This is a genomic window from Thermosporothrix hazakensis (assembly GCF_003253565.1).
In the GTDB taxonomy this organism is placed as follows: domain Bacteria; phylum Chloroflexota; class Ktedonobacteria; order Ktedonobacterales; family Ktedonobacteraceae; genus Thermosporothrix; species Thermosporothrix hazakensis.
The window spans coordinates 1-20,882 of record NZ_QKUF01000013.1 but is presented as its reverse complement, the minus strand read 5'-3'; the positions used below and the strand labels follow the sequence as shown (position 1 = coordinate 20,882).

Sequence of the window (20,882 nt, the reverse complement as noted above, 5' to 3'; positions counted from 1 at the left end):
GATAGAGCTCCATATTCTCCCTCACAAGAAAGGATTCTCTCTATGCGCCGACCACATTGGATAGCGCTTTTCTCCCTGCTGATCTCTGGCCTGCTCTTTGCAGCCTGTGGAGGTTCTACCCAGGGCAACAATAGCGCCACCGACCCACAAACGACACCCACCACTCAGGCAACAGCGACACCGTGGATCACCACGACACCAGGCGCGAATCAGGAGCTATACACGATCGTCGCTCCGCCGACCGAAGCTTCTTATGAGGTTCAGGAACAGTTTCTCGAACAGAACCTGCCCACAACAGCGATTGGAAAAACGAACTCTGTCGAGGGCGGTTTTCTGATCCAGCGCGGGGATAAGCCCATAATCAACGACATGAAGATCACCATTGATCTACGCACGCTTAAGAGCGACCAGGAGCGGAGAGACAACGCGCTACGCCAACGCTGGCTGGAATCGAACACATATCCCTACGCAACCTTCGTCGCCAAAAATGTCCAGACACTTCCCGCAGGCGCTACTGAAGGGAAAACGCTCACCTTTCCCATTACCGGCGATCTCACGATCAGGAATGTGACACGTCAGGAAACCTTTCAGGTGACGGGGAAATTGGAAGGCGATACCATTACAGGAAAGGCCACCACCAAAATCCTGATGAAGAACTATAACTTTGAGCCGCCGAGCATTGCGGGCTTTCTGACCGTTGAGGATGGCGTCACACTGACGATCAACTTCACCGCGAAGAAAGGCTAAACAGTCAATCAGGGTACCCTGTGACCTGCTGTGCCATCGCGCAGCAGTACCCTCTCCTCCCACTTCCGCGTATGCCTCGCTCCCTCATATTCTTTCATTTTCACTTCCTGCATAGTATATAGCAAATCGCTCAAATCGCTCAAATCGCTCTTTCATTTTGCTCGCCGACAAGAAACTGTTCAGGCCTCGCAAAAGGTGAAAGAGAACTGCTTTACCAGTGAATAAAAACTGAGTAGATATAGGGATTCAGGAAGCATCACCACATTTTATACTAATAAGGTGTCATGTAGTTTCTATACAGAAGAGAGATGGTGAAAAGGATTTTACCATGTGCAAAAAGCAGAAAACAAGGTTGCTCCTCCTTCTGACAGTCGCTCTCTTGATTGTGGGCGTATCCGTCATTGAACCATCGCGAACGGCCTCTGCCGCCGCACTGGCCACTATCAATGGAGCGAAAAAGTATCAGACCATCGATGGGTTCGGCATTTCCGAGGCATTCGGTGCAGCTTCTGATATGCATGGAGCGAGCGGGCTTTCTCCCGCCAATCAACAGAAAGTGCTTGACCTGCTCTTCAGCCCAACGACAGGCGCGGGGCTGAGCATCCTGCGCAACATTATTCCCTCCGACACCTATCACACCATCTTGCCAACCAGCCCCGGCAGCCCGACGGCACCGCCTACCTATAAATGGGATGGCAACGACTGGGGTCAGGTCTGGCTCTCGCAGCAAGCGTTGCAATATGGCGTGAACCAGATCTACGCCGATGCGTGGAGCGCTCCGGGCTTCATGAAAACCAACAACAACGAGTCCAACGGCGGCACGCTATGCGGTGTGCCGAACGCGACCTGCGCAAGTGGCGACTGGCGACAGGCCTACGCGAACTACCTTGTACGCTACATTCAGTATTATCAAAGTGAGGGCATTCCTCTGAGCCATGTGGGCTTTGTAAATGAGCCCGACTTTACCGCCAGCTATTCCAGCATGACTATGTCCCCCGAACAGACAACCAATTTCATCAAGGTCCTGGGCCCTACTTTGAGCAATGCCGGACTCAAAACGAAGATCGTTTGCTGTGAGCCAATGAGCTGGAACACCGAGCAGAGCCATGTCAACGCGATCATGAACGATCAGGCAGCCAGCTCCTATGTGAGCATCTTTTCCGGTCATGGCTATGCCAGTCCCGCTTCAACAGCCCTGCAAAACACTGGCAACAAGCACGTCTGGGAAACCGAATGGTCAACCTTCAACAACTGGGACACTGCCTGGGACAATGGTACAGAGTCCTCGGGATTTACATGGGCGCAACGGATTCATACAGGCCTCACGAATGCTAACCTCAATGCGTTCTTCTTCTGGTGGGGAGCTGCGACAAAGAACGATAACGAGTCTCTTATCTTGCTCAATGGCGATAGCTACTCCATCTCTAGCCGGCTGTGGGCCTTTGCCAATTACAGCCGCTTCATTCGCCCCGGAGCAACGCGCCTTGATGCAACAAGTGACGCTGCCGGCCTGAACCTGAGTGCTTTTCTCAATACTGATGGAACAATTGCTGTCGTTGCTCTCAACACTGCAACCTCTGCCACGTCGGTCTCGTTCTCGCTCCCCAACACAAACATTTCCAATGGAACAGCGACACCGTATCTCACGAATGGCAACAATGGGACAGCACAGCAAACGGCGATTCCTATCAGCAACGGCTCTTTTAGCGCAACCGTTCCCGCCCGCTCGCTTGTGACCTACCAGATCAAAGGGTCATCTCAGCAACCCACACCAACCCCCTCAATCACGCCCACACCATCGCAGACGCCAACCGTTACCCCATCGCCAACCGCGCCCCCTTCACCTGTGCAGGTTTCCTATCAGGTTGTCAACCAGTGGCCCGGTGGCTTCACAGCCAGCATCCAGATCACGAACAATGGCACAAGCACTATTCAGAACTGGAAGTTACAATTCACCTTCCCGGGCTCTCAGAAAATCACCAACCTCTGGAATGGACAGGTCACCCAATCGGGCAATCAGGTGACGATTACCAATGCCAGTTACAATGCAACGATTGCGCCAGGCTCGTCCGTCACCATTGGCTTCAACGGTACATGGACAACAGATAATCCCGCTCCGAACTCGTTCATCTTTAACGGCATACCTGTCTCCTGAGAGCAGAAGCCAGGCAAAGAGAAGGCGACAGCGAGTGTATCTTGCTGTCGCCTTTGCTCATGTGGCAGTTCAAATCCCCTTCTCGGGTCTTTCGGCTTTTTGACTGCCGGGGTTCTAGCTCCGCTTCAGAAGCCAGTTGCCAGGCCGGTTTGCGGATACCTCTGTTTTTTGTCTCATTTTGCAGGGAAAAAAGGCGCCTTTTTGGGTTGGAGATGTGTGGCCGGGCTTCTAGAGCCGTGCGGATACCTCTGATGGGAGCTCCAGGTCCCCGCAGAATGTGTCATCATGTGCCAGAGACAAGCCGTTCTCCCGAAAAATATCCTCGGATACCAATTAATGTACAAAATGGCCGAATGCAAGAGCTACGAGCCGCATTGAGATGCTTCCCTGTGCGCTCACAATCCAGGGGAATGCAAGTATCCACATCGACGCTTTTTCGACTTTCGCGTAAAGCATTTTGCGGACGTCTTCAAGCGACTCCCCGACTTCAGAACAGATTGCTCAAGGAGGGATTGCTTGAGCGAGAGCCAGGTACAGGAGAAGCCTGAAAACGGGCTTCCTTTGTCGCGCCGCCTATTCTTCCCAGAAGCGAGCCTGGGGGAATTCAGCATATTCCTTCCATCTTCGCCTGATAAAAGTCCAGGTGGTGCCGCTCTTTTCATCTCATTCCCTGATATCCCGAAGTCCGGTTCCTCACTCCGGCGATGGGCTTTCCTCTCTGACGCGAAAGTTCACCGGGAGAGCGACAAGAGTCCGCAGCGATGATCCCTTCGTTCCCGGTACGATAGAAGAGCAAAATGCAAGAAGTTTCTGCTATTTACGCCTGCTATACTGGAATAGCAGAACCGGCTATCCCGGTCTGTAGCACACAACCTATAGGCCATTCACATCAGGAGAACAAGGAAGCCGTACCTACTCCATCCAGACATCTTTTACCCGCAATGTGAGAAAGGTGAGGTCGATGCCAGAGCACTCAAATGAGGCCCAGATTCGCACACTGGTCGAAAACTGGGCAAGCGCCATTCGAGCACAAGACAGGGAAGGTATGCGAGCCTGCCATACTGATGATATCGTGCTTTTTGATGTTATTCCTCCACTACAAATCCAGGGAGTAGAAGCTTATCAACAGCAGTGGGAACTCTTCTTTGATGCTGACCCCGGAGGACCGGGATCGTTTGAACCCATTGATCTGCATATTCTTGCTGGCGAAGATGTAGCTTTTGCCCACACCTTGCTTCGAGTTGCTAATAGCACGGCGCGTCTCACGCTTGGTTTCCGCAAGGTGAATGGTACATGGCTGATTGCCCATGAGCACCATTCTTTTCCCTGGGAATAAGTACGACTCTATCATATGGGCATAGTTCAGAAGGCTTCATATCTGCCTGATCCACGCTTTGAGCTGGTCAATCTCCTTGTGGGATACGAGGACAATCAGCATTCAACGACATTCTCTGCTATGGTTCAAGGAGGCATTGAACAACTTATGTATGCATAGCATGTCTTGCAGCATATTGAGATAGAATTATCTTACAAAGATAGCACAATAGCTATTTTTTGATACAATCACTTCACATCTACACAAAACCAACACGCAGAAAGCGCTCGTTCGCGGCAGGGTTTCAGCCACTGACTCACTGTTACATCACAGAAAAGCGCTTCGTGTCTTCTTTCGATGCTGGTAGCACGAAGTCTTTAAGGAGCTTTCTGGCAAAGGAGTTCGTCAGCATTCCTGGAACTTCTCTGTCAATTTGTTTGGGCCCCTTGCCAGCAGCGCCAGGAAGCACATCCATGATCTCAGGATGAGAGCATCTCAGCTTACAGGAGTCTTTTATGAAAACAGCTCTCAAGAGCCGTGTCGAACAGCTCGATCCTCAGATTGTTGCTTTTCTTACTGGTTTGGAGTCCCAGGGAGGCCCGCCACTCTACACCCTTTCGCCCACTGAGGCCCGAAATGTCTTGCTCTCCTTACAGCGCTCTGTCTCACCTCCGCTGCCCGCGGTAGATGTGGAGCAGCGAACCCTTCCTTGTGGACCAACGGGCACCGTCTCTTTACAAATCATTCGTCCACAAGGAGCACAGGGCGCCTTGCCCGGCGTCATCTACTTTCATGGTGGCGGGTGGGTCCTCGGCGATATTGAAACGCATCGTCATCTTGTCAGCCACATCGCTACCAGAGCTCAGGCAACCGTGCTCTTTGTCGACTATAATCGCTCTCCTGAGGCCCAATATCCGACTGTCATTGAACAGGCATATGCGGCTACCAAATGGATTGCCGAGAATAGATCGGCAGTAGGCGTCGATAACTCGCATCTGGCAGTTGCAGGCGATAGTGCCGGGGGGAATATGGCCACTGTCACCTGTCTGCTAGCTAAAGAGCGTGGGGGACCTCACATTGATTTCCAGGTTCTTTGTTACCCGGTCACCGATGCTCGCTTTGACACGTCCTCCTATCAGCAATTTGGGGATGATGGCTATTGGCTCACACGACAGGCCATGATCTGGTTCTGGGACAGTTATGCTCCCTCATCACAAAGGAACGAGATCACAGCCTCTCCCCTCCGCGCCTCTCTGGAGCAATTACGCGGTCTGCCTCCCGCATTGGTTATCACCAATGAGAACGATGTCCTGCGCGATGAGGGAGAGGCTTACGCACACAAGCTCATGCAGGCTGGAGTGCCTGTCATCGCCACCCGTTATCTCGGGGCCATTCATGATCTCTTGCTGCTTCATCCAATTGTTCGCACGCCTGTCGCACTTGCAGCTCTTGAGCAGGTATGCGACACATTGCGCACCGTCTTTACACAACCATCTCAGGCCTAAGCCAGTCTCAGGCCCATCACCACATCTCTCCCCGGTGGTGATGGGCTCTTTCCTTATGGAACCGGGGCATCTTCTATTTCCCCTTTCCTGCTTGTGAAAGCTGTCATTATCGGACCACGATGAGCAGGAAGAAGAGGGCACAGCCTGACCCGATGTTCCCTCTTCCACACCTCAGTACTGAAGCCAGAGACATACGGAGATCAGGCGCCACCGCTCACACGGACCACTTCACCATTGATCTGCTGATTGCGGCCCGAGGCCAGGAAAACCACCAGTGATGCCACATCCTCCGGTTCAGCGAAGCGGCGCGTGGGAACCTGCTGGACCGCATATCCTAGAATTTCCTCTGGCATCGAGTTCCTGGTGCGTTGTGTCAACACAACTCCGGGCATGACAATATTGGTCAGAATATTCAATGGCCCTACCTCGTGAGCGAGCGTTTGCGCCAGACCGTGGAGACCGGCTTTAGAAGAGGCATAAGCCGCCATTCCAGGGATGCCATTCTCCACAACCGTTGAGGAAATGTACACAATTCGTCCCCACTGCTGTGTTCGCATTCCGGGAAGCACATATTGAGTCGTCAGGTAGGCGCCCTCTAATCCTGTCCGGATCGCGGGTCGCCAGCGTGCGGGCTCAACGGTTTCGAACAGTGGATCTGACGCATCATTTGTCGTTTTTGTCCCATCAATGGCAAGCATATCCGCTGCATTATGAACCAGGATATCGATCGTTCCCCACTGCTCGTTGATCTGCCGTATTGCCTGATATATCGAGTCATCATCGCCTAAATCATAATGCACAACCAGTGCTTCACCTCCGGCTTCCCTGACGCTTGCTGCCGTTTGCTCCGCCCCTTCTCTATTCTTCTGATACGTCACGGCTACCCGCGCCCCCTCTTGTCCAAACGCAATCGCGGTCGCTCTTCCTATCCCTGCGGAACTGCCGGTGACCAGTACTGTTCTCTGTTGTAGCTGTAAATCCATGTGTAATCTCCTTTTTTCTCTAAATCATGCACTTTATCAGGTTATGGAATGAAACAACACGCTGAATTACCAGGGAAGTGATCCATTTTCATCAAAAAATCCGCCCGTCGGTCCATCATCGGCTATGGTCGCGAAATGCACCGCCACCCGCGCAGCCTGCTGTGGCGTCCGAGATCCCCGAGGGTTCCTGGCAGTTGCTGTAGGTCCTGGATCAACGGCGTTCACCTTGATTCCTGTGCGCTCTAATTCTTTGGCAAGAAAAAGGGTGAGCGCGTTGACTGTCGTCTTTGATGAAGCAAGGGACACTGGAAACGCTTGCAAGATTTCAGGAGGCACCTGACTCATTCGGCTGAGCGAGGCCATCCCACTTGATATGTTGACAATGCGTCCAGCGCTGGAACGACGCAACAACGGGAGCATCGCCTGAGTTACAGCAAGCAGTCCAAATACATTGGTTTCATACAGAGCGCGTACCTCTTCAAGAGGAACGTCACTCGCGGGTCTCCATGTTGAAGGAGCAATAGCCGCGTTGTTGACCAGGATATCAAGCCTGCCATACGTCTCCGAAAGCCAACGCGCTGCATTTTCGATGCTCTGCTGAGCGGTCACATCCAGATACAGGGCAGAAGCAAGCAGACCATCAGCGTTGAGCCCCCTCGCGGCCTCTTCTCCCCGGGCGGTATTGCGTGCTCCAATCAGAACCGTGATCCCCTGTTCTCCAAGTTGACGGGCAATTTCCAGACCGATGCCTTGATTGGCTCCTGTGACGAGCGCAATCTTCTTTGACTGAGAAGACATTGCTGAGAGATCCTTTCATCAGTACCCGGGGAGTCAGCCGCTCGTGGAAGAGTCCCACGTTAGCGGCTGTGACTCTCTGGTGTATGCCTTTTTTTCAGGCAGTGATACAGGTATTACTGTCTCGGCGGCATCTGCATGATGCGGGTGTTTTGGAGAGCCGCAAAGAGCCATTCCCCCTGCTCTTTGACCGCAATGGCCGTCTCCATCGTGGCGCGATCCGGGGCCAGCTCGGTCTGTCCGGGAAGCAGCGTATTGCCCAGGACATGAAGCAGTGCGACATCAGGGCGCAGAAAACGAATACTGGTAATAGTTGCTACGAGTTGGCTTCCCTTGAGGAATGTTTGAAACATGTGCTGGTGCGAAGCGCTAATCGCGTGCCTTCCCTGCGTGTTGGTGCCGGTGACATCGACATAGCTTGCATCTTCGGTGAAGACAGCTCCGTACGCCTGCCCATCTCCGTTGTTCCATGCATCGATAAGCTGCTGATACAGTGAACGAATTGCCTGCTCGTCAATTGTTGTGACGTTTTCCATTGTGAGTTTCTCTCTTTCTCTGTTCTCAGAAGTGGATGGACACGTTGTCGCGTCCTTCTGAGAACAAGTATAGAAAGAGAGAGGGTGATTCAACATCAACCTGTGGGAGTATCGTTGTGGGTGATTCCGAAGGGTGAAAGCCCGGCTCCATATCCGGAGGAATCAGAGCAGCCGGTATTGATGAGCGATATCACAGGCCTCCTGACGCGTATTCACCCCTAGCTTGCGGTAGATGCTTCTTATCTGTGTCTTGATCGTATTCAGAGAGACTACCAGCTCGCGGGCAATCTCTGGATTAGAGCGCCTCTGCACCAACAGGCGAAGGACACGTAGCTCCTGTGGAGAAAGCAGCTCAACGAGGGAGTTCTGCGCGGAATGTGGCTCCTCTTGCCTCCGGGGGCGCCCGAAAGCGAGCAGCAACTTGCGCCCATAGGCAACAAGCGCTGTTTCACGGATCGAGGATAGTGCCGTTTTCAAGAGATTCTCCATCGCCTCCCCTTCATCCAGGAAGAGCCGTTGATAGTCCTCCGGTTGCGCCAGTGCCAATGCTTCTTTCAGCGTAAGCGTGGCCCGAGAGATGTCTTTCTGCTTGAAGTAGGCCAGCGCCTCAAGCAGCAAGATTTCCAGCAGGCTACGCCCACGCCCCTGAGCCTCCGCTGTCGCTTTCCAGGGGGCAAGCAGGTGAAGCACATCATTGCCCTTCGCGAGCTGAAAACGAATGAACAGAAGCGCCTCCTCTTCACGTCGTATGAAGGGAAGGTCATCATTCTGTTGCATATAGGTAACAGACCAGTGCTCTACGGGACTCAGGTTGCCCAGGGCCAGTTCAATTCTGGCCTGACAGGCACGAACTTCGCGCAGGAACTGCCGCGAATGGACCAGAGCCTCGCATTCCGCAAGCGCCTCCAGGGCTTGCTGTGTTTCTCCACGCGCATAACAGAGACGCGCCAGGAGCAGTATACCGCCTGCCAGCAGGTGAACCTCTTCTGCCGGGGATCTGCCCAGTTCTTCCGCCTTTTGCAAGTACTGGCTTGTTGCATCCAGATCATTCCACTCATAGGAGAGCTGCGCAAGGCCATAGAGGGCTTGCCGCTCGTAGAAGCTTTCTTTTACCCCCGTCTCTCTGGTCAGTTGGAGCTGAACAAGATCCTGACGCTCGGCTCCTCGAACAAGGACCTGCGAATAATAGCGAGCAGCCTGATGCAGCTCACCTTTGCCAAAACTGGCTTCTGCTAACGCGAGCGTTGCCATCAATGTGGCAGGCAGCGATTCCACCTCTTCACAGAGCAGACGAGCCTGTAAAGCTGTCTCTCTGGCCTTGATGACCTGACCGGAAAGTGCTTCTTCCAGTGCGATCAGGGTAAGCGTGGGAGCACGCCATTGACGATCCTCTTTGGGGAGCAAAGTCAGCGCCAGCCGGGCCAGGTGGAATGCATGCAGGAAATCGCCATGAAAGAAGCTTAAATGCGCACGCAGTACCAGCGCAGCCCCACGCTTGTTCTGATTCGAGGTCCCCTCAAGTCCTTGCTCGGCTATCTGGAGCGGCCTTTGCATGCTCTGGCGGGTCTGGGACGCGCTGCGGTCGGACGTGAAGTACAGCGCCATCGCGTACACCAGACTGAGATTCGGGTGAGTGCGCAACAGTTCTTCCGGGAGGCGGGCCAGCCAGCGGCGCAGAGTATGATACTCGTTACGCCAGCTTTGCGGGAGCAGAAAGCGCTCGATCAGCCCGGCAGCGTGCTCAAATGCTTCGGCCTTCAAAGCGGCCTCGATCGCATCAGAAAGAAAGCCTCGTTGCTCATACCACTGACTCGCTTTGAGAGAAACGTCCCGCAAGACCGTCTCTCCTAGCTGCTTACGCGCCTCGGCATACATCGCTTCAGCAAAAAGAGCATGATAGCGATACCACTGTCTCCCCATATCCAGCGTGGTCAGAAACAGTCCGGCGCGCTCGATCGCGGTCAGCAATGTCTCGCTCTCCTGCCTCTCCAGCACTTCATCACAGAGGGAGCCAGTCAGACGGCTGAGCATGCTGGTCTGTAGCAGGAAGCGCTGCACCGATTCCGGTTGCGAGATAAGGACCTCATTCACGAAATAGTCCAGCAGTAAGTTTTGATGGCCCGCCAGATCGGTCAGGTGGCGCTCAATCTCCTGCGGATTGGCGTGTCCCTGCAAGGTGAGCAGGAGCAGACGCAGCCCCACAGGCCAGCCCTCCAGGTGGGCAGTGAGACGCTGAACCATCTGCTCAGAGAGAGGACGCGTCAATTCTTGCTCCAGAAAAACAGCCGTTTCCTCGGGAGAAAAGCGCAAATCGAGGGCCTTGATTTTCTGGATACCGCCTCTGGCATGCCAGCGTGCAAGTGAGAGCGGGGGATCACTGCGACTGATCACAATCAGATGCAGGGAAGAGGGCAGGTGTTCAATGAAAAAGGTCAGAGACGTATGAATATCTGGTTCATTGATCACATGATAGTCATCCAGGATCAGCAGGTACTCACCCGGGAGATTCTCCAGTTCATTCAGCCAGTGTGTCAAGAGCGTGATGAGCGATGGCTGCTGCGAGCCAGCAAGTTGGGCAAGAGCGGTGAGGCCAAGATCAGGCTGAAAGCTCTGACAGGCCGTAAGCACATAGCGCCAGAATTGCACCGGATCAGTATCCTCTGGCTCCAGTGAAACCCAGGCGACAGCCGGGAAATGCGGGTCTGCCATGCGCAAAGCGACCCATTGTCCAACCAATGTCGTTTTGCCAAAACCTGCCGGCGCCTGAAGCAAGGTCAATTGATGGCGCCGTCCCACATCGAGCAGGTCAAGCAACCGTGAGCGCTCGATGATCGAGGGTGGCAGCTTTGGAGGCCGAAGCCTGGAGGCGAGCAGTGGCATACCTGGAACGGGCTCAGCCTGTGCACGGTGTGAAGCCGCGGCTTTTCTATCGTCACGTGGAGTTGCCCGGGGTGTTTTCTGCTTTGGAGCGGGCTGGAAGGACTGAGCGATCTGTTCTAAGCGAGCAAGCGTCACAGCGGCAGTACGTCCTACATAGCGCTTGGAGCTCTTCTGAGGAGTGTAGTGATAGGCATACCAGTAGCTTTCACCCCGTGCTCTGGGCTCCTTGAGGAGACTGAGGCGACCACACTGCCCCTGAAAAGAGAATGAGGTCTGATCGGCAAGCCAAACCCTCCATGCTTCCTCATCATCTCGGGTAAAATGCAGACTGAGTTGGCCGTGAGTAAAGAGGTCATAGGTATCGCCTGTCCCTGACCAGAGGAGCACATGGATGGATGGTTTGGGCATAGCACTGACCTTTCAATTGATTTCACCCCCAACACTATTTCACCCCCAACAGTGGTGATTATAGCATAGAGCGCATCAACGAAACAGTACCTGATTGTCAGAAAAGGACATGCCTCTCAAGAAATCAAGCGATCTGACCAGCACTATACCTCTCAGCCTCTCTGGCCTACCTCCTCAATACTTGCACCTCTCTTACAAGCAAGACCCTGTCAGCCCTACCCGGCAACAAAACCGGGTCCCCGCTGAGATGAAGTGAGAGGGAAGCTTCAGAGCATCAAAGAAGCGCTGCCTCCGTTTTTTGTCAGGTATGCGCTTCTTGTCGATGTTTCCTTTACGATCGGCCCGTAGTGGCTCCCAGATTGTAATGTCCCGTTCCTGCTCCAGGAGAGTAGGAAGCGCCTCATGCCAGGCCTGACGATAGGGGCGCAGCAATTGGACCCCTATGACATCCCCATGGCTCTCCCAGGTTTCATAGAGCATGAAGCGATTCTCAGACGCCGGATCGCGATGCAGAACCGCCTCATGGAACATGGGCTCGCTGCGCATGGCGTCAAGCACTCCATTGAACGCCCTTTCCCTCCCTTTTCTTTACTTCCACTTCCGCATTGCTTATAATAGCAAAAACGGGAAAAGACGGAAATGATGTATCCGCTACCTTCAAATTCTGGAGCAGGGCATGAATGGACAGAGTGACTTCTTTTCAGGACGCCAGATCGGCAATTATCGAATTGTCGCGCCACTGGCACAGGGTGGCTTCGGCATGGTCTACCAGGGCCAGCATATCTATCTTACCCGGCGTGTTGTTGCGATCAAAATCATGCGGCAGACATTAGGAGAAAGCGAGCAGGCACAGTTTTTACGCGAAGCCGAACTGCTCGAACGCTTGCAGCACCCCCATATTCTCACTGTCCTTGATGCCGGTTTTTTTCAGGGTCAGCCCTACATGATTACGCCGCTGATGACCGGGGGCTCTCTTCGTCAGCGGCTCAAGCACCCGCTTTCGCCCACGCAGGCCCTTCAATATATCAGACAGATCGGGCAAGCGCTCTACTATGCGCATCAGCAGAAGATGATTCACCGTGACCTCAAGCCCGAAAACATCTTTCTTGCCGACGAAGAAACCGCTCTTCTGGCTGACTTTGGCATTACCTCGCTCCTCAGCACACAGAGCTATGTTGCTACCAGTATTGCAGGTACTCCTGCCTATATGGCCCCGGAACAATTTCGGGGCGAGGTCAGTCCGCAAAGTGATCAATATGCTCTGGCCTGTATACTCTATGAACTGCTCACGGGACGAAAGGTCTTTGAGGCCACTGACTTCATCTCAATGGGCTTCAAGCACACAACCGAGCCACCAACACCCCCACGCACACTCAATACTACTATTCCGCTGCATCTTGAACAGGCCATCCTGAAAGCGCTGGCGAAGAATCGTCATGACCGTTTTGCGCATATAGCAGCCTTCCTTGCGGCGCTCGAACAGCCAGAACCAACCATCCATATTCAACCCGCAGACAGCGTGTATCCGGTCGCAGCTTCCCCGAAGGACGACCCCGCCTTCAAAGCAGGCGAGCATCTGTACGCCGAAGAAGAATATGCAGAGGCGCTCCAGGCCTTTACGCAGGTTCTTAGCCGTCACCCTCGCTTCCCCGATGCATGGATTGGCAAAGGGAAAACACTTCAGGAACTTGAGCGATACGAGGAAGCACTGAACGCCTTTGATAAAGCGCTTCTCTTCGATCCTGAGCATGCTTCCGCCTGGTTCCACAAAGGACTACTTTTCGCCGAACTAAAGCGGTTTGAAGAGGCAGTACACGCGTATAATGCGGCTCTTCGTCTTCACCCTTCTGACGCACTCTGCTGGTATCATAAAGCCAATGCGCTGTTTTATATGGATCGCTTTGAGGAGGCGCTTCGGTCTGCTGAAGAGGCGCTTCGGTTCAATCCAGATCACGCCCTGTCCTGGAATACCAGGGGCAGCGTTCTCTACTGTCTACAGCGCTATGAAGAAGCGATCGCCGCCTATGAGGAAGCCATCCGCCTCAAGCCATCCTATTCTTACGCCTGGAATGGCAAAGGGCAGGCGCTGAACAAGCTCGGACGCTACGAAGCGGCTCTTCAAGCCTATGAGGAAGCCATTCGCCTTAAACCATCCTACACCTATGCCTGGAACGGCAAAGGAGAGGTTCTTTTCTCTCTGAATCGCTATGAAGAGGCCCTTCAGGCGTGTGCAGAAACGCTTCGCCTCGATCCCGCTCAGGCCTCAATCTGGAATATCAAGGGCGACGCCTTCCTTGCTTTAGAGCGCTATGAAGAGGCTCTTCAGGCTTATAACGAAACGCTTCGCCTCGATCCCCGAAACGCCACTGTCTGGCATCGAAAGGGGCTTCTCGTGCTCAAGCTACAGCGCTATGAAGAGGCCCTTCAGGCTTACAACGAAGCGCTTCGCCTCGATCCCCAGAACGCCACTGTCTGGCAACAGAAAGGGCTTTTTCTCCTCAAGTTGCGCCAGTATGGGGAAGCTCTTCAAGCATACAACGAAGCGCTTCGCCTCAATCCGCACTCAGCCTCAGCCTGGTATCAGAAAGGCTTGCTATTCGTCCAGATCAACAGGATTGAAGAGGCAAAAACGGCTTTTGAGCAGGCCCTTCAGCTTCAGCCAGACCATGTAAACGCGCGGATGAGCCTCGATGCCCTTCTGTCATAAGCAAGAGCGCACTCACGCAGCATATCCGCCTTTCCGGTGTCATCTGCAGCATGAGTGCGCCCGCAAAGACCTCTACCACGACATCAAAAGAAGAACAAGGTCAGTCGCACCAATTGCCAGCACCATCGCCCGGACATGCTGACCGGCCAGAATCTTCTGACTTCTCGAAAGCAAGCTGATATACAACCCGATAAGCAGGAGAGCCAGCAGAATAAGACCAAACGTCACGGGCCAATGCCAGCGCAAAAAGACAGCATCAATATCGCCTCCAGCCATTTTCACCCCTCCCATGACCAGTACACTGATCCCGAGCAGCAGGCCCGTCATGATCCCCTTACGCCCAACCTGGGTACGGATACGCGGTATCATAAATCCCATCATCCGAATCAACAGGTTGCTGATCCCCATCAAGCAAAAGGTGACCGGGTACAGCAGGGTGAGCCCGAACGGCGCCAGGCCCGTCAACAGATGCATCACAAGGGCACTTGTCGCAACGACACCGCAAACCAGGACCAGACCTCGAAAGACAGGGAAAACACTTCTCCAGAAACGAGGTTGCGTCTCCTGGGCCCATGCAGATGCCAGCACCGTGGGATTCTTCCCGACAACCGCTTCAAGGGACTTGCCATCCCGGATGGCCTCCTCTAAATGCTGCCTCAATTCAGCCGACATCTCGCGAATTCTTGCCTGTTCAACTCCACGCAACTCCCAATACGTGACACACGCCTCAATAAGAGAGGAAATTTGTTGTTGTGTCATGTGATCCACCTTCTGCATGACTTTCTTCTCCTTGCAAAATGCCAGTCACCACTTGAACAAAGGTTTCCCATTCAGCTCGCCACTGACGCAACTGGCGAGCTCCTTCCGGTAAAAGACGATAATACTTTCTTTTCGGCCCCTCAGGTGATGCCACCAGATAGCCTTCAATATACTTAAGGTGTTGTAAGCGACTCAGTAAGGGATAGATACTTCCCTCGCTAACCAGATCAAGCCCCTGTTGGGCAAGTTGTTGAACCATCTCATATCCATAACAGGGCCGTCTGGCAATGAGAGCCAGCAAACACATATCCAGCGTCCCCTTAAGCAATTGTGTTGATCGCTTTTCCACACTTTCCCTCAGTTCACTCACTATCTTGCACTACAAGTTAGTAAAAGTATACCACAGCACTACCTTGTTATGCAAGATAGTGTACAGCGAAAAAAGAGAAGCTGGCGGTTCTTGCTCACAAAGCAGGCATTTTCGGAGTGGAGCACCCGGAATGGCCCTCATCCCGCCCTTTTTGCACCTATGCATGGTATCGGTCGGCAAGGAGCAATCCAGAGAACGGGAGACTACGGAGCATACTCGGCGTTCAGATCCCCCAACTCGATATGACCCTATGGACAGCGTCAACCTGAGAGCATAGCAGTGCATCTTCTCAGATAGAGCAACAATACATATCATCCAAATTCAGGAATAAGCTTGTCCTCATCTCCCTGTACAATGAGGGAGAAAAGGACAGCGACACAAGCGTTTCTGACAGCTTCAGACAGGGAGAGATAGAATACATATGAGTTCAAGAACAGATAGCCCGGACAAGACGCTTTCTTATCCTATCATCACCTGCGAAACACAGCACGATTGGAAGATGTGGCTCGAAAAGCATCATCATGCCGTCAAAGGGGTATGGCTCAAACTCGCGAAGAAATCAACCGGTATCCCATCTGTCACACGCGAAGAGGCTTTAGATGAGGCTCTCTGCTATGGCTGGATTGACGGTCAGGCCAAACCATACGACGCATGCTATTGGTTACAAAAGTTTACACCCCGGACACGCCGCAGCACCTGGTCAAAACGCAATCGGGACAAGGTTGAGGCTTTCCAGGCCGCCGGTAGAATGCAACCTGAAGGCATCAGGCAGGTAGAACTCGCGAAGGCAGACGGACGCTGGCAAGCCGCCTATGATCGCCCCAGTGAGGCTACCGTGCCAGAGGACTTTCAGCGCGAACTGGACAAAAATCCGCAAGCCCTGGACTTCTTTTCCACTCTCAATAGCAGGAATCGCTATGCTATCCTGTTCCGCATTCAAACAGCGAAGAAAGCCGAAACGCGAGCCGCTCGCATCCGCACCTATGTTGACCTGTTGGCTCGCAATGAAAAGCTCTATCCTTAACAAGTCTCGTTTCAAGAAAACTGGCATCCCTAACAGACAGAGAAGAGGCAACGCAGCAGAAGAGCGCCTCTTCTCAACTGGTATGCTATGGGAAAGAGGACCATGACAGGATACAAAAGTCAGCAGGCTCAATGTCGAATGGAGAGAAACCGTTTCAGGTACGCGGCCTGCTGAGGCAACTGATCGGGAAAGCGAAGAGTATCCCCGTTTGGCAACCATCATCTCCCTCTAGCGATAGCAAGCATATCCGCAGTGCACCCTCTTCACAATGCAAGACCAAAAAGAAACAGGCAGTTTTACAACCTGCCCGGGTCAGAAGCTCTCAAGAAATGTTACATGAAAATGAGGTATCCAAAAATGTTACAGAGGTTGCTTAGCTTGTTTTAATATACAAAAAGCAGGTACTTTTTACGCTTGGTCCGAAGCCAAAGGGACAATAGAGCTATCCCTCGGTATCATAAATACGGAAGAGTTCAACGACCATCTACGCCACCATTATAACGCAACTGTCGGGACCCATGGACCAGTACAGGGAAGTGATTGGCCATATCCGTCCGCTTGCAGGCGTGATTTGCCTCTACAACATGATCGAAAAAGATCATATACTTTCTTCTATAGCAGTGGAATCGAAAGGAGCAAACGGTGAAGGCATCTCACGAGCGGACACAGAACGTCTTCTTCTTGCTGATACCCGGCGTGCATCTGCTGGATATGGCAGGACCCGCCCAGGTCTTTGATGCAGCGCGGGCACTTGGGGCCCCATATCGGCTCTTTTTCTGTGGCACAAGCGCAGAGGTACGTAGTGCACAGGGTGTGGTGTTCTCGCAGCTTGCCTCGCTCCCGCAGTGCCACGAGGACGATCTGATCATCATTCCGGGGATGCGGAGGCTGGATTTCCGCTTTCCCCTGTTGAATGCTGAAGCCCGCTCCTGGCTTCAGCGGGCCACACATCTGGGAGTACAGATTGCTTCTGTGTGTACCGGCGCCTTTGCCCTCGGGGAGGCTGGTTTGTTGAACGGGCGTCGTTGTACCACGCATTGGCGAAGAGTAGAGCAGCTTCAACAGCGCTATCCTGAAGCGCATGTGCTTGACGCTGTCTTGTTTGTGCGCGCTGGCCCGATTGTAACCAGTGCAGGCATTGCTTCGGGCATTGACATGGCGCTCGCATTGCTTGAACACTCCCGAGGGCCCGTTTTCGCGGCCCAGGTTGCCCGTGAACTGGTTGTCTATATGCGGCGAAATAGCATGCATGCACAGACGAGCGTCTATCTGGCGTATCGCTCGCATTTGCATTCCGATATCCATCGCGTGCAGGAATACCTGCTAGAGCATCCAGCGGAAAGTGTCTCATTGAAGCAACTGGCTGCTATCGCCCGGCTGAGCGTGCGCAGCCTGACGCGCGCCTTTAAAGAGGCTACCGGCATTACGCTGATCCAGTATCAACAACAATTGCGGATGGAGCTTGCAGCAACCTATTTGCAGGCCACTGATTCCACTGTTGAGGAGGTCGCAACGAAGTGTGGCTTTGAAGATGTGCGTCACTTTCGGCGTCTGTGGCGCAGGCAATTCGGCGCTCCTCCCTCGCTTTCCCGACAGTTGTATAGAACGGAGAAGAAAGACTATGACGAGAAACGTCGCCATTCTGCTTTTTGAGCAAGTTGAGCTGCTTGACTTTACCGGTCCCTTTGATGTCTTCGCAGTTGCCGGAAATAATCAGGATGCACCTTTCCAGGTCTACACAATCGCAGAAGAGGCTCGCCCGATCATAACGCGGTATGGTGTGAGCGTGAACCCCGCCTTTACGCTCGAAAACTGCCCTGCTCCTGATATTCTGGTGGTTCCCGGTGGAAATGGTGCACAAGCTGTCTTAGAGAACCCCCGGCTGCTTGCATGGATTCGTGAGCAGCATGAGCGTGTCGAGTTGCTTCTGTCGGTCTGCACGGGAGCGCTCGTACTGGCAAAAGCTGGCCTGCTGAAGGGACTGAGCGCAACAACCCACCATAGCTTAATTGACAAGCTTAGAGAGCTTGCCCCTGAGACAACGATCTTTCCCGAAAAGCGCTATGTGGATAACGGTAAGATTGTCCTCTCTGCCGGGGTATCAGCGGGCATTGATATGGCGCTCTATGTGGTCGCTCGTCTGCTCGGCGAAGAGAAGGCGCGGGAGACGGCGCGGCGGATGCAGTACGATCACTGGCAGGGACCAATCTTCTAACGAAGACCTGGGAGCGACATTTCATCTATCGCTCCCATATCCCTTGATCCATACACTCCCGAAGGAGCGGCAACTATTAGAATACTTCATCAGTTCAGATGAAGCAGTTCGGCCAGATTCTCCCCGAGTACACGCCTCCGCACCGCTGTATCGACGGTGGCTTGCTCCACAATCGTTCGCGCTATCAGCGGATGGCCAAACGGAGCATCAGAACTGAAAAGCGTCCTCATCGGTAATTCATGAATAGCGATCCTGGGACCAAGAAACGTGATTGTTCCCGACAGATCAAGGTAGGTCTGTGGCACTTCTTTTGCCAGCGCAATGGTCTCGCGCCAGTACATGCCTCCCATGTGACCAAGAATCAAAGGAACGCGTGGATATCGCCTGGAAAGAGCAACAAGCTGATGAATATCGTCCAGGTTCAGCGGCGGAAGCGTATGCACCCAGAGCGGAAGATTGCCATACTCTGAAGCGCACGCGAATATCACCTCAAGCTGATGAACGGCCCCCGATTGCATGGTAAATTCCCCGAACCCTCGGAAGCCAGCGGGGAGGACATACTTCTCAATCCATGTAGCCGTTTCCTCCTGTGTCAGTCCAAGCGGAACATTGGCAAAACCAGTGAAACGCTCCGGGTACTGCTGAATGACCTGAGCAGCTTCACTTACTGCCTGCTGGAACGATTGTAGATCGTTGTTCACTTTTCCAGCAATGATCTCGTTAAAGATACGTAGCTCCTGATTCAAGGTCTCCAGATCATGTGCCCGTTCCGGGTGAACCCGAGTTGTAAAGAGCAAGGTACGCTCGACTCCCGCCGTCTCCATCAAAGCAAGATGTTTCTCAACAGGTAGAATGAGATGCGCATGACCATCAATTATCATAGAAGTTCCTCCCTTTCATTGAGCAAAGCAAACCGAATTCGATATATATCAATTGCTCTCAACCGTTGATGAAAGGCTCTGAATCACCCAAACAGCCTCATCAAACACAAGATTGATCCGTTTGAGAGCATAGGATTTTGCTGCTCCGGGCAGAGGAGGAGATGCTTTTCAGCCATTACAGCCAGCACACAACAGGCGCAACCGCCTTCTCTGAGCAAGAGCCGGCACGATTGCGGATCGCCTACCCCACCGCATCCTCAGAGATCACCGACATGCTTCAGCTTGCTATGCCCATGTACAAGTTTTTTCATTCGCTTCAGCTCCTCCTGCTGTGTATCGTACACTCTCACATTAGTGTGAGAGTCAAGCCCTTTTGACAGCGGAGATGAAAATCATACTGCACTCTCATCGAAAAGAGAGGACGAGATCATATATATTCCGGAGCGGAAAAACGATCGCCGCAACAAACCCGGTAAAGGAGCGTGAGGAGAAAAAAGACGTCCGGGAACGAGATGTTGCCTCGGCGCCTTCTGGCCCCCCACCTTTGTGAGAATGACCAGAGCAGCTAACGTACCATATAAGACATGTTCACGCTTCTTATGAAATATCAAATCGATAGCCCGTCGTTCTCTCCTGTCTATCTGAAACAGCTTTAATTCACCAACGGGCACTTCTGAATAGCAATATTCAGGTAGCGCATCCAATTGCGTGATGTATACGTAACCAGATAAGAATGAGGCTCTACACGCCAAAGAGAATAAAATGGGAGGGTAGCACTCTTGTCAGTAAAGAGATCAAGTCAAGCGCAACCAAACCTGCTCTTGAAAAAGGCGCGGCAGGAGAAAGGCTGGACACAGCAACAAGTAGCTGACCTGATAGGCGCCCCACATTCCTTTATGGTTAATCGTTGGGAGAACGGAACCATATTCCCCAGCCTCGATTACTGTACAAAGCTCACAGCGCTTTTTCACAAGAGTCAAGAAGAACTGGGTCTACAACGTTCCCTGTACGCCACCCATCGCAACAGTCAGACAGGCCCCTGGTATGATGATGCTATTCCGTATCATCTCGTCCGTACCCTGATAGGGCGTCAGCAGGAGGTAGCTGAAATAAAACAGCACTTGCTGCATTCGGAACAGGAAACCAGAGTTGCCCCCTGCCTGCCAGGTCACGTACTTGATCGCCAAGCTTTCGGAGTGCTGCCGCAATCGATCCCATCTCTCCCTGCTCGGTACTCTTCCCATGCGTCAGAGAGAGCAACAACGCCCGCTGTTCCGCGACATTCGCAGGCGGGTGGGGCTCCCAGGGGGCCAGAAGTTCACAGCACTGACGCCGATGCGGGCGATATTCAGCGCTAAACGCGTAGGTCTCGGTGCGCATACGGAGCCATTGCAGGCACTGATCGATATCATAGCCCCAGTTGTTGACACTCCCCAGGCCAGAAGGGCGGGGATTCTTCCTTCATCCAGCCTGCTTGCGCGGCGCCGCAGTGCGATGACGCGTAGCGGCAGGCTGTCCAGAAGCGTTCGACGAGACACCCTCGTCGGTTCCCGTCTGCCCGACGGTACCCTGTAGTGCTTTGTGCAAGATATTTAAGGCGGC

Annotated in this window: 17 protein-coding genes and 2 pseudogenes; 9 read left to right on the top strand and 10 right to left on the bottom strand. The window is 53.2% G+C overall.

Annotation, left to right across the window (positions count from 1 at the left end):
* The first annotated feature begins 42 nt into the window (after nt 1-42).
* From EI42_RS17900 to EI42_RS17880, 4 genes are all read left to right on the top strand, one after another.
* Nucleotides 43-747, top strand: coding sequence for a YceI family protein (locus EI42_RS17900; protein WP_111324003.1), 705 nt, complete (start codon nt 43-45; stop codon nt 745-747).
* 328 nt (nt 748-1,075) lie between these two features.
* The gene (locus EI42_RS17895) at nt 1,076-2,902 is read left to right on the top strand and encodes a cellulose binding domain-containing protein (protein WP_111324002.1); all 1,827 of its coding nucleotides are present in this window, start codon (nt 1,076-1,078) and stop codon (nt 2,900-2,902) included.
* Nucleotides 2,903-3,863: 961 nt separating this feature from the next.
* Nucleotides 3,864-4,238 carry a YybH family protein gene (locus tag EI42_RS17885; RefSeq protein ID WP_111324000.1) on the top strand — a complete coding sequence of 125 codons (375 nt, stop codon included), beginning with the start codon at nt 3,864-3,866 and terminating at the stop codon, nt 4,236-4,238.
* A 494-nt stretch (nt 4,239-4,732) separates the two neighbouring features.
* Entirely contained in the window at nt 4,733-5,722 is a 990-nt protein-coding gene (locus EI42_RS17880) for an alpha/beta hydrolase (protein ID WP_111323999.1), read from the top strand.
* 200 nt (nt 5,723-5,922) lie between these two features.
* Here the strand turns inward: EI42_RS17880 and EI42_RS17875 are convergent, their stop codons facing one another.
* The 5 genes and pseudogenes from EI42_RS17875 to EI42_RS34920 form a co-directional block, all read right to left on the bottom strand.
* On the bottom strand, nt 5,923-6,705 hold the full coding sequence (locus EI42_RS17875) for an SDR family NAD(P)-dependent oxidoreductase (RefSeq protein ID WP_111323998.1): 783 nt from the start codon (nt 6,703-6,705) through the stop codon (nt 5,923-5,925).
* Between the two features lie 66 nt (nt 6,706-6,771).
* Nucleotides 6,772-7,503 (bottom strand): SDR family oxidoreductase, encoded by a 732-nt coding sequence (locus EI42_RS17870; protein ID WP_111323997.1) that lies wholly within the window; start codon nt 7,501-7,503, stop codon nt 6,772-6,774.
* A 113-nt stretch (nt 7,504-7,616) separates the two neighbouring features.
* A complete protein-coding gene (locus EI42_RS17865; RefSeq protein WP_170142723.1) occupies nt 7,617-8,036 on the bottom strand; it encodes an SgcJ/EcaC family oxidoreductase in 420 nt (139 codons plus the stop codon).
* Nucleotides 8,037-8,198: 162 nt separating this feature from the next.
* Nucleotides 8,199-11,324: a winged helix-turn-helix domain-containing protein gene (locus tag EI42_RS17860; RefSeq protein WP_111323995.1), complete on the bottom strand. Its 3,126-nt coding sequence runs from the start codon at nt 11,322-11,324 to the stop codon at nt 8,199-8,201.
* 192 nt (nt 11,325-11,516) lie between these two features.
* Nucleotides 11,517-11,888, bottom strand: a pseudogene (locus tag EI42_RS34920) (putative quinol monooxygenase); the annotation flags it as partial.
* A gap of 112 nt (nt 11,889-12,000) precedes the next feature.
* Here EI42_RS34920 and EI42_RS17850 point away from each other — a divergent pair.
* Entirely contained in the window at nt 12,001-14,031 is a 2,031-nt protein-coding gene (locus EI42_RS17850) for a tetratricopeptide repeat protein (protein ID WP_111323993.1), read from the top strand.
* Nucleotides 14,032-14,103: 72 nt separating this feature from the next.
* Here EI42_RS17850 and EI42_RS17845 read toward each other — a convergent pair whose 3' ends face one another.
* Both EI42_RS17845 and EI42_RS17840 read right to left on the bottom strand, forming a co-directional pair.
* The gene (locus EI42_RS17845; RefSeq protein ID WP_111323992.1) at nt 14,104-14,790 is read right to left on the bottom strand and encodes a hypothetical protein; all 687 of its coding nucleotides are present in this window, start codon (nt 14,788-14,790) and stop codon (nt 14,104-14,106) included.
* On the bottom strand, nt 14,759-15,139 hold the full coding sequence (locus EI42_RS17840) for a PadR family transcriptional regulator (protein WP_211326237.1): 381 nt from the start codon (nt 15,137-15,139) through the stop codon (nt 14,759-14,761). Before EI42_RS17840 ends, EI42_RS17845 begins: the two co-directional genes overlap by 32 nt.
* Nucleotides 15,140-15,581: 442 nt before the next feature.
* Here EI42_RS17840 and EI42_RS17835 point away from each other — a divergent pair, with 442 nt between their 5' ends.
* Nucleotides 15,582-16,184 carry a YdeI/OmpD-associated family protein gene (locus tag EI42_RS17835; RefSeq protein ID WP_111323990.1) on the top strand — a complete coding sequence of 201 codons (603 nt, stop codon included), beginning with the start codon at nt 15,582-15,584 and terminating at the stop codon, nt 16,182-16,184.
* A gap of 473 nt (nt 16,185-16,657) precedes the next feature.
* Here EI42_RS17835 and EI42_RS34395 read toward each other — a convergent pair whose 3' ends face one another.
* The gene (locus EI42_RS34395; RefSeq protein WP_282957326.1) at nt 16,658-16,786 is read right to left on the bottom strand and encodes a hypothetical protein; all 129 of its coding nucleotides are present in this window, start codon (nt 16,784-16,786) and stop codon (nt 16,658-16,660) included.
* Nucleotides 16,787-16,826: 40 nt separating this feature from the next.
* Between EI42_RS34395 and EI42_RS17825 the strand changes: the two genes are divergently transcribed.
* Together EI42_RS17825 and EI42_RS17820 are read left to right on the top strand one after the other, a co-directional pair.
* Nucleotides 16,827-17,837 (top strand): GlxA family transcriptional regulator, encoded by a 1,011-nt coding sequence (locus EI42_RS17825; RefSeq protein ID WP_246046470.1) that lies wholly within the window; start codon nt 16,827-16,829, stop codon nt 17,835-17,837.
* Nucleotides 17,806-18,399: a DJ-1/PfpI family protein gene (locus tag EI42_RS17820; protein WP_111323988.1), complete on the top strand. Its 594-nt coding sequence runs from the start codon at nt 17,806-17,808 to the stop codon at nt 18,397-18,399. The genes EI42_RS17825 and EI42_RS17820 overlap by 32 nt, the downstream gene beginning before the upstream one ends.
* Before the next feature lie 89 nt (nt 18,400-18,488).
* On the opposite strand, the gene EI42_RS17815 is transcribed toward EI42_RS17820, so the two are convergent.
* A complete protein-coding gene (locus tag EI42_RS17815; protein WP_111323987.1) occupies nt 18,489-19,280 on the bottom strand; it encodes an amidohydrolase family protein in 792 nt (263 codons plus the stop codon).
* Nucleotides 19,281-20,059: 779 nt separating this feature from the next.
* On the opposite strand from EI42_RS17815, the pseudogene EI42_RS34915 reads away from it, so the two are divergent.
* Nucleotides 20,060-20,242 (top strand): annotated as a pseudogene (locus tag EI42_RS34915) (helix-turn-helix transcriptional regulator); the annotation flags it as partial.
* Nucleotides 20,243-20,333: 91 nt separating this feature from the next.
* Here the strand turns inward: EI42_RS34915 and EI42_RS33920 are convergent.
* Complete coding sequence (locus EI42_RS33920) at nt 20,334-20,660, bottom strand: hypothetical protein (RefSeq protein ID WP_246046468.1); 327 nt, start codon at nt 20,658-20,660, stop codon at nt 20,334-20,336.
* Nucleotides 20,661-20,882: the final 222 nt, after the last annotated feature.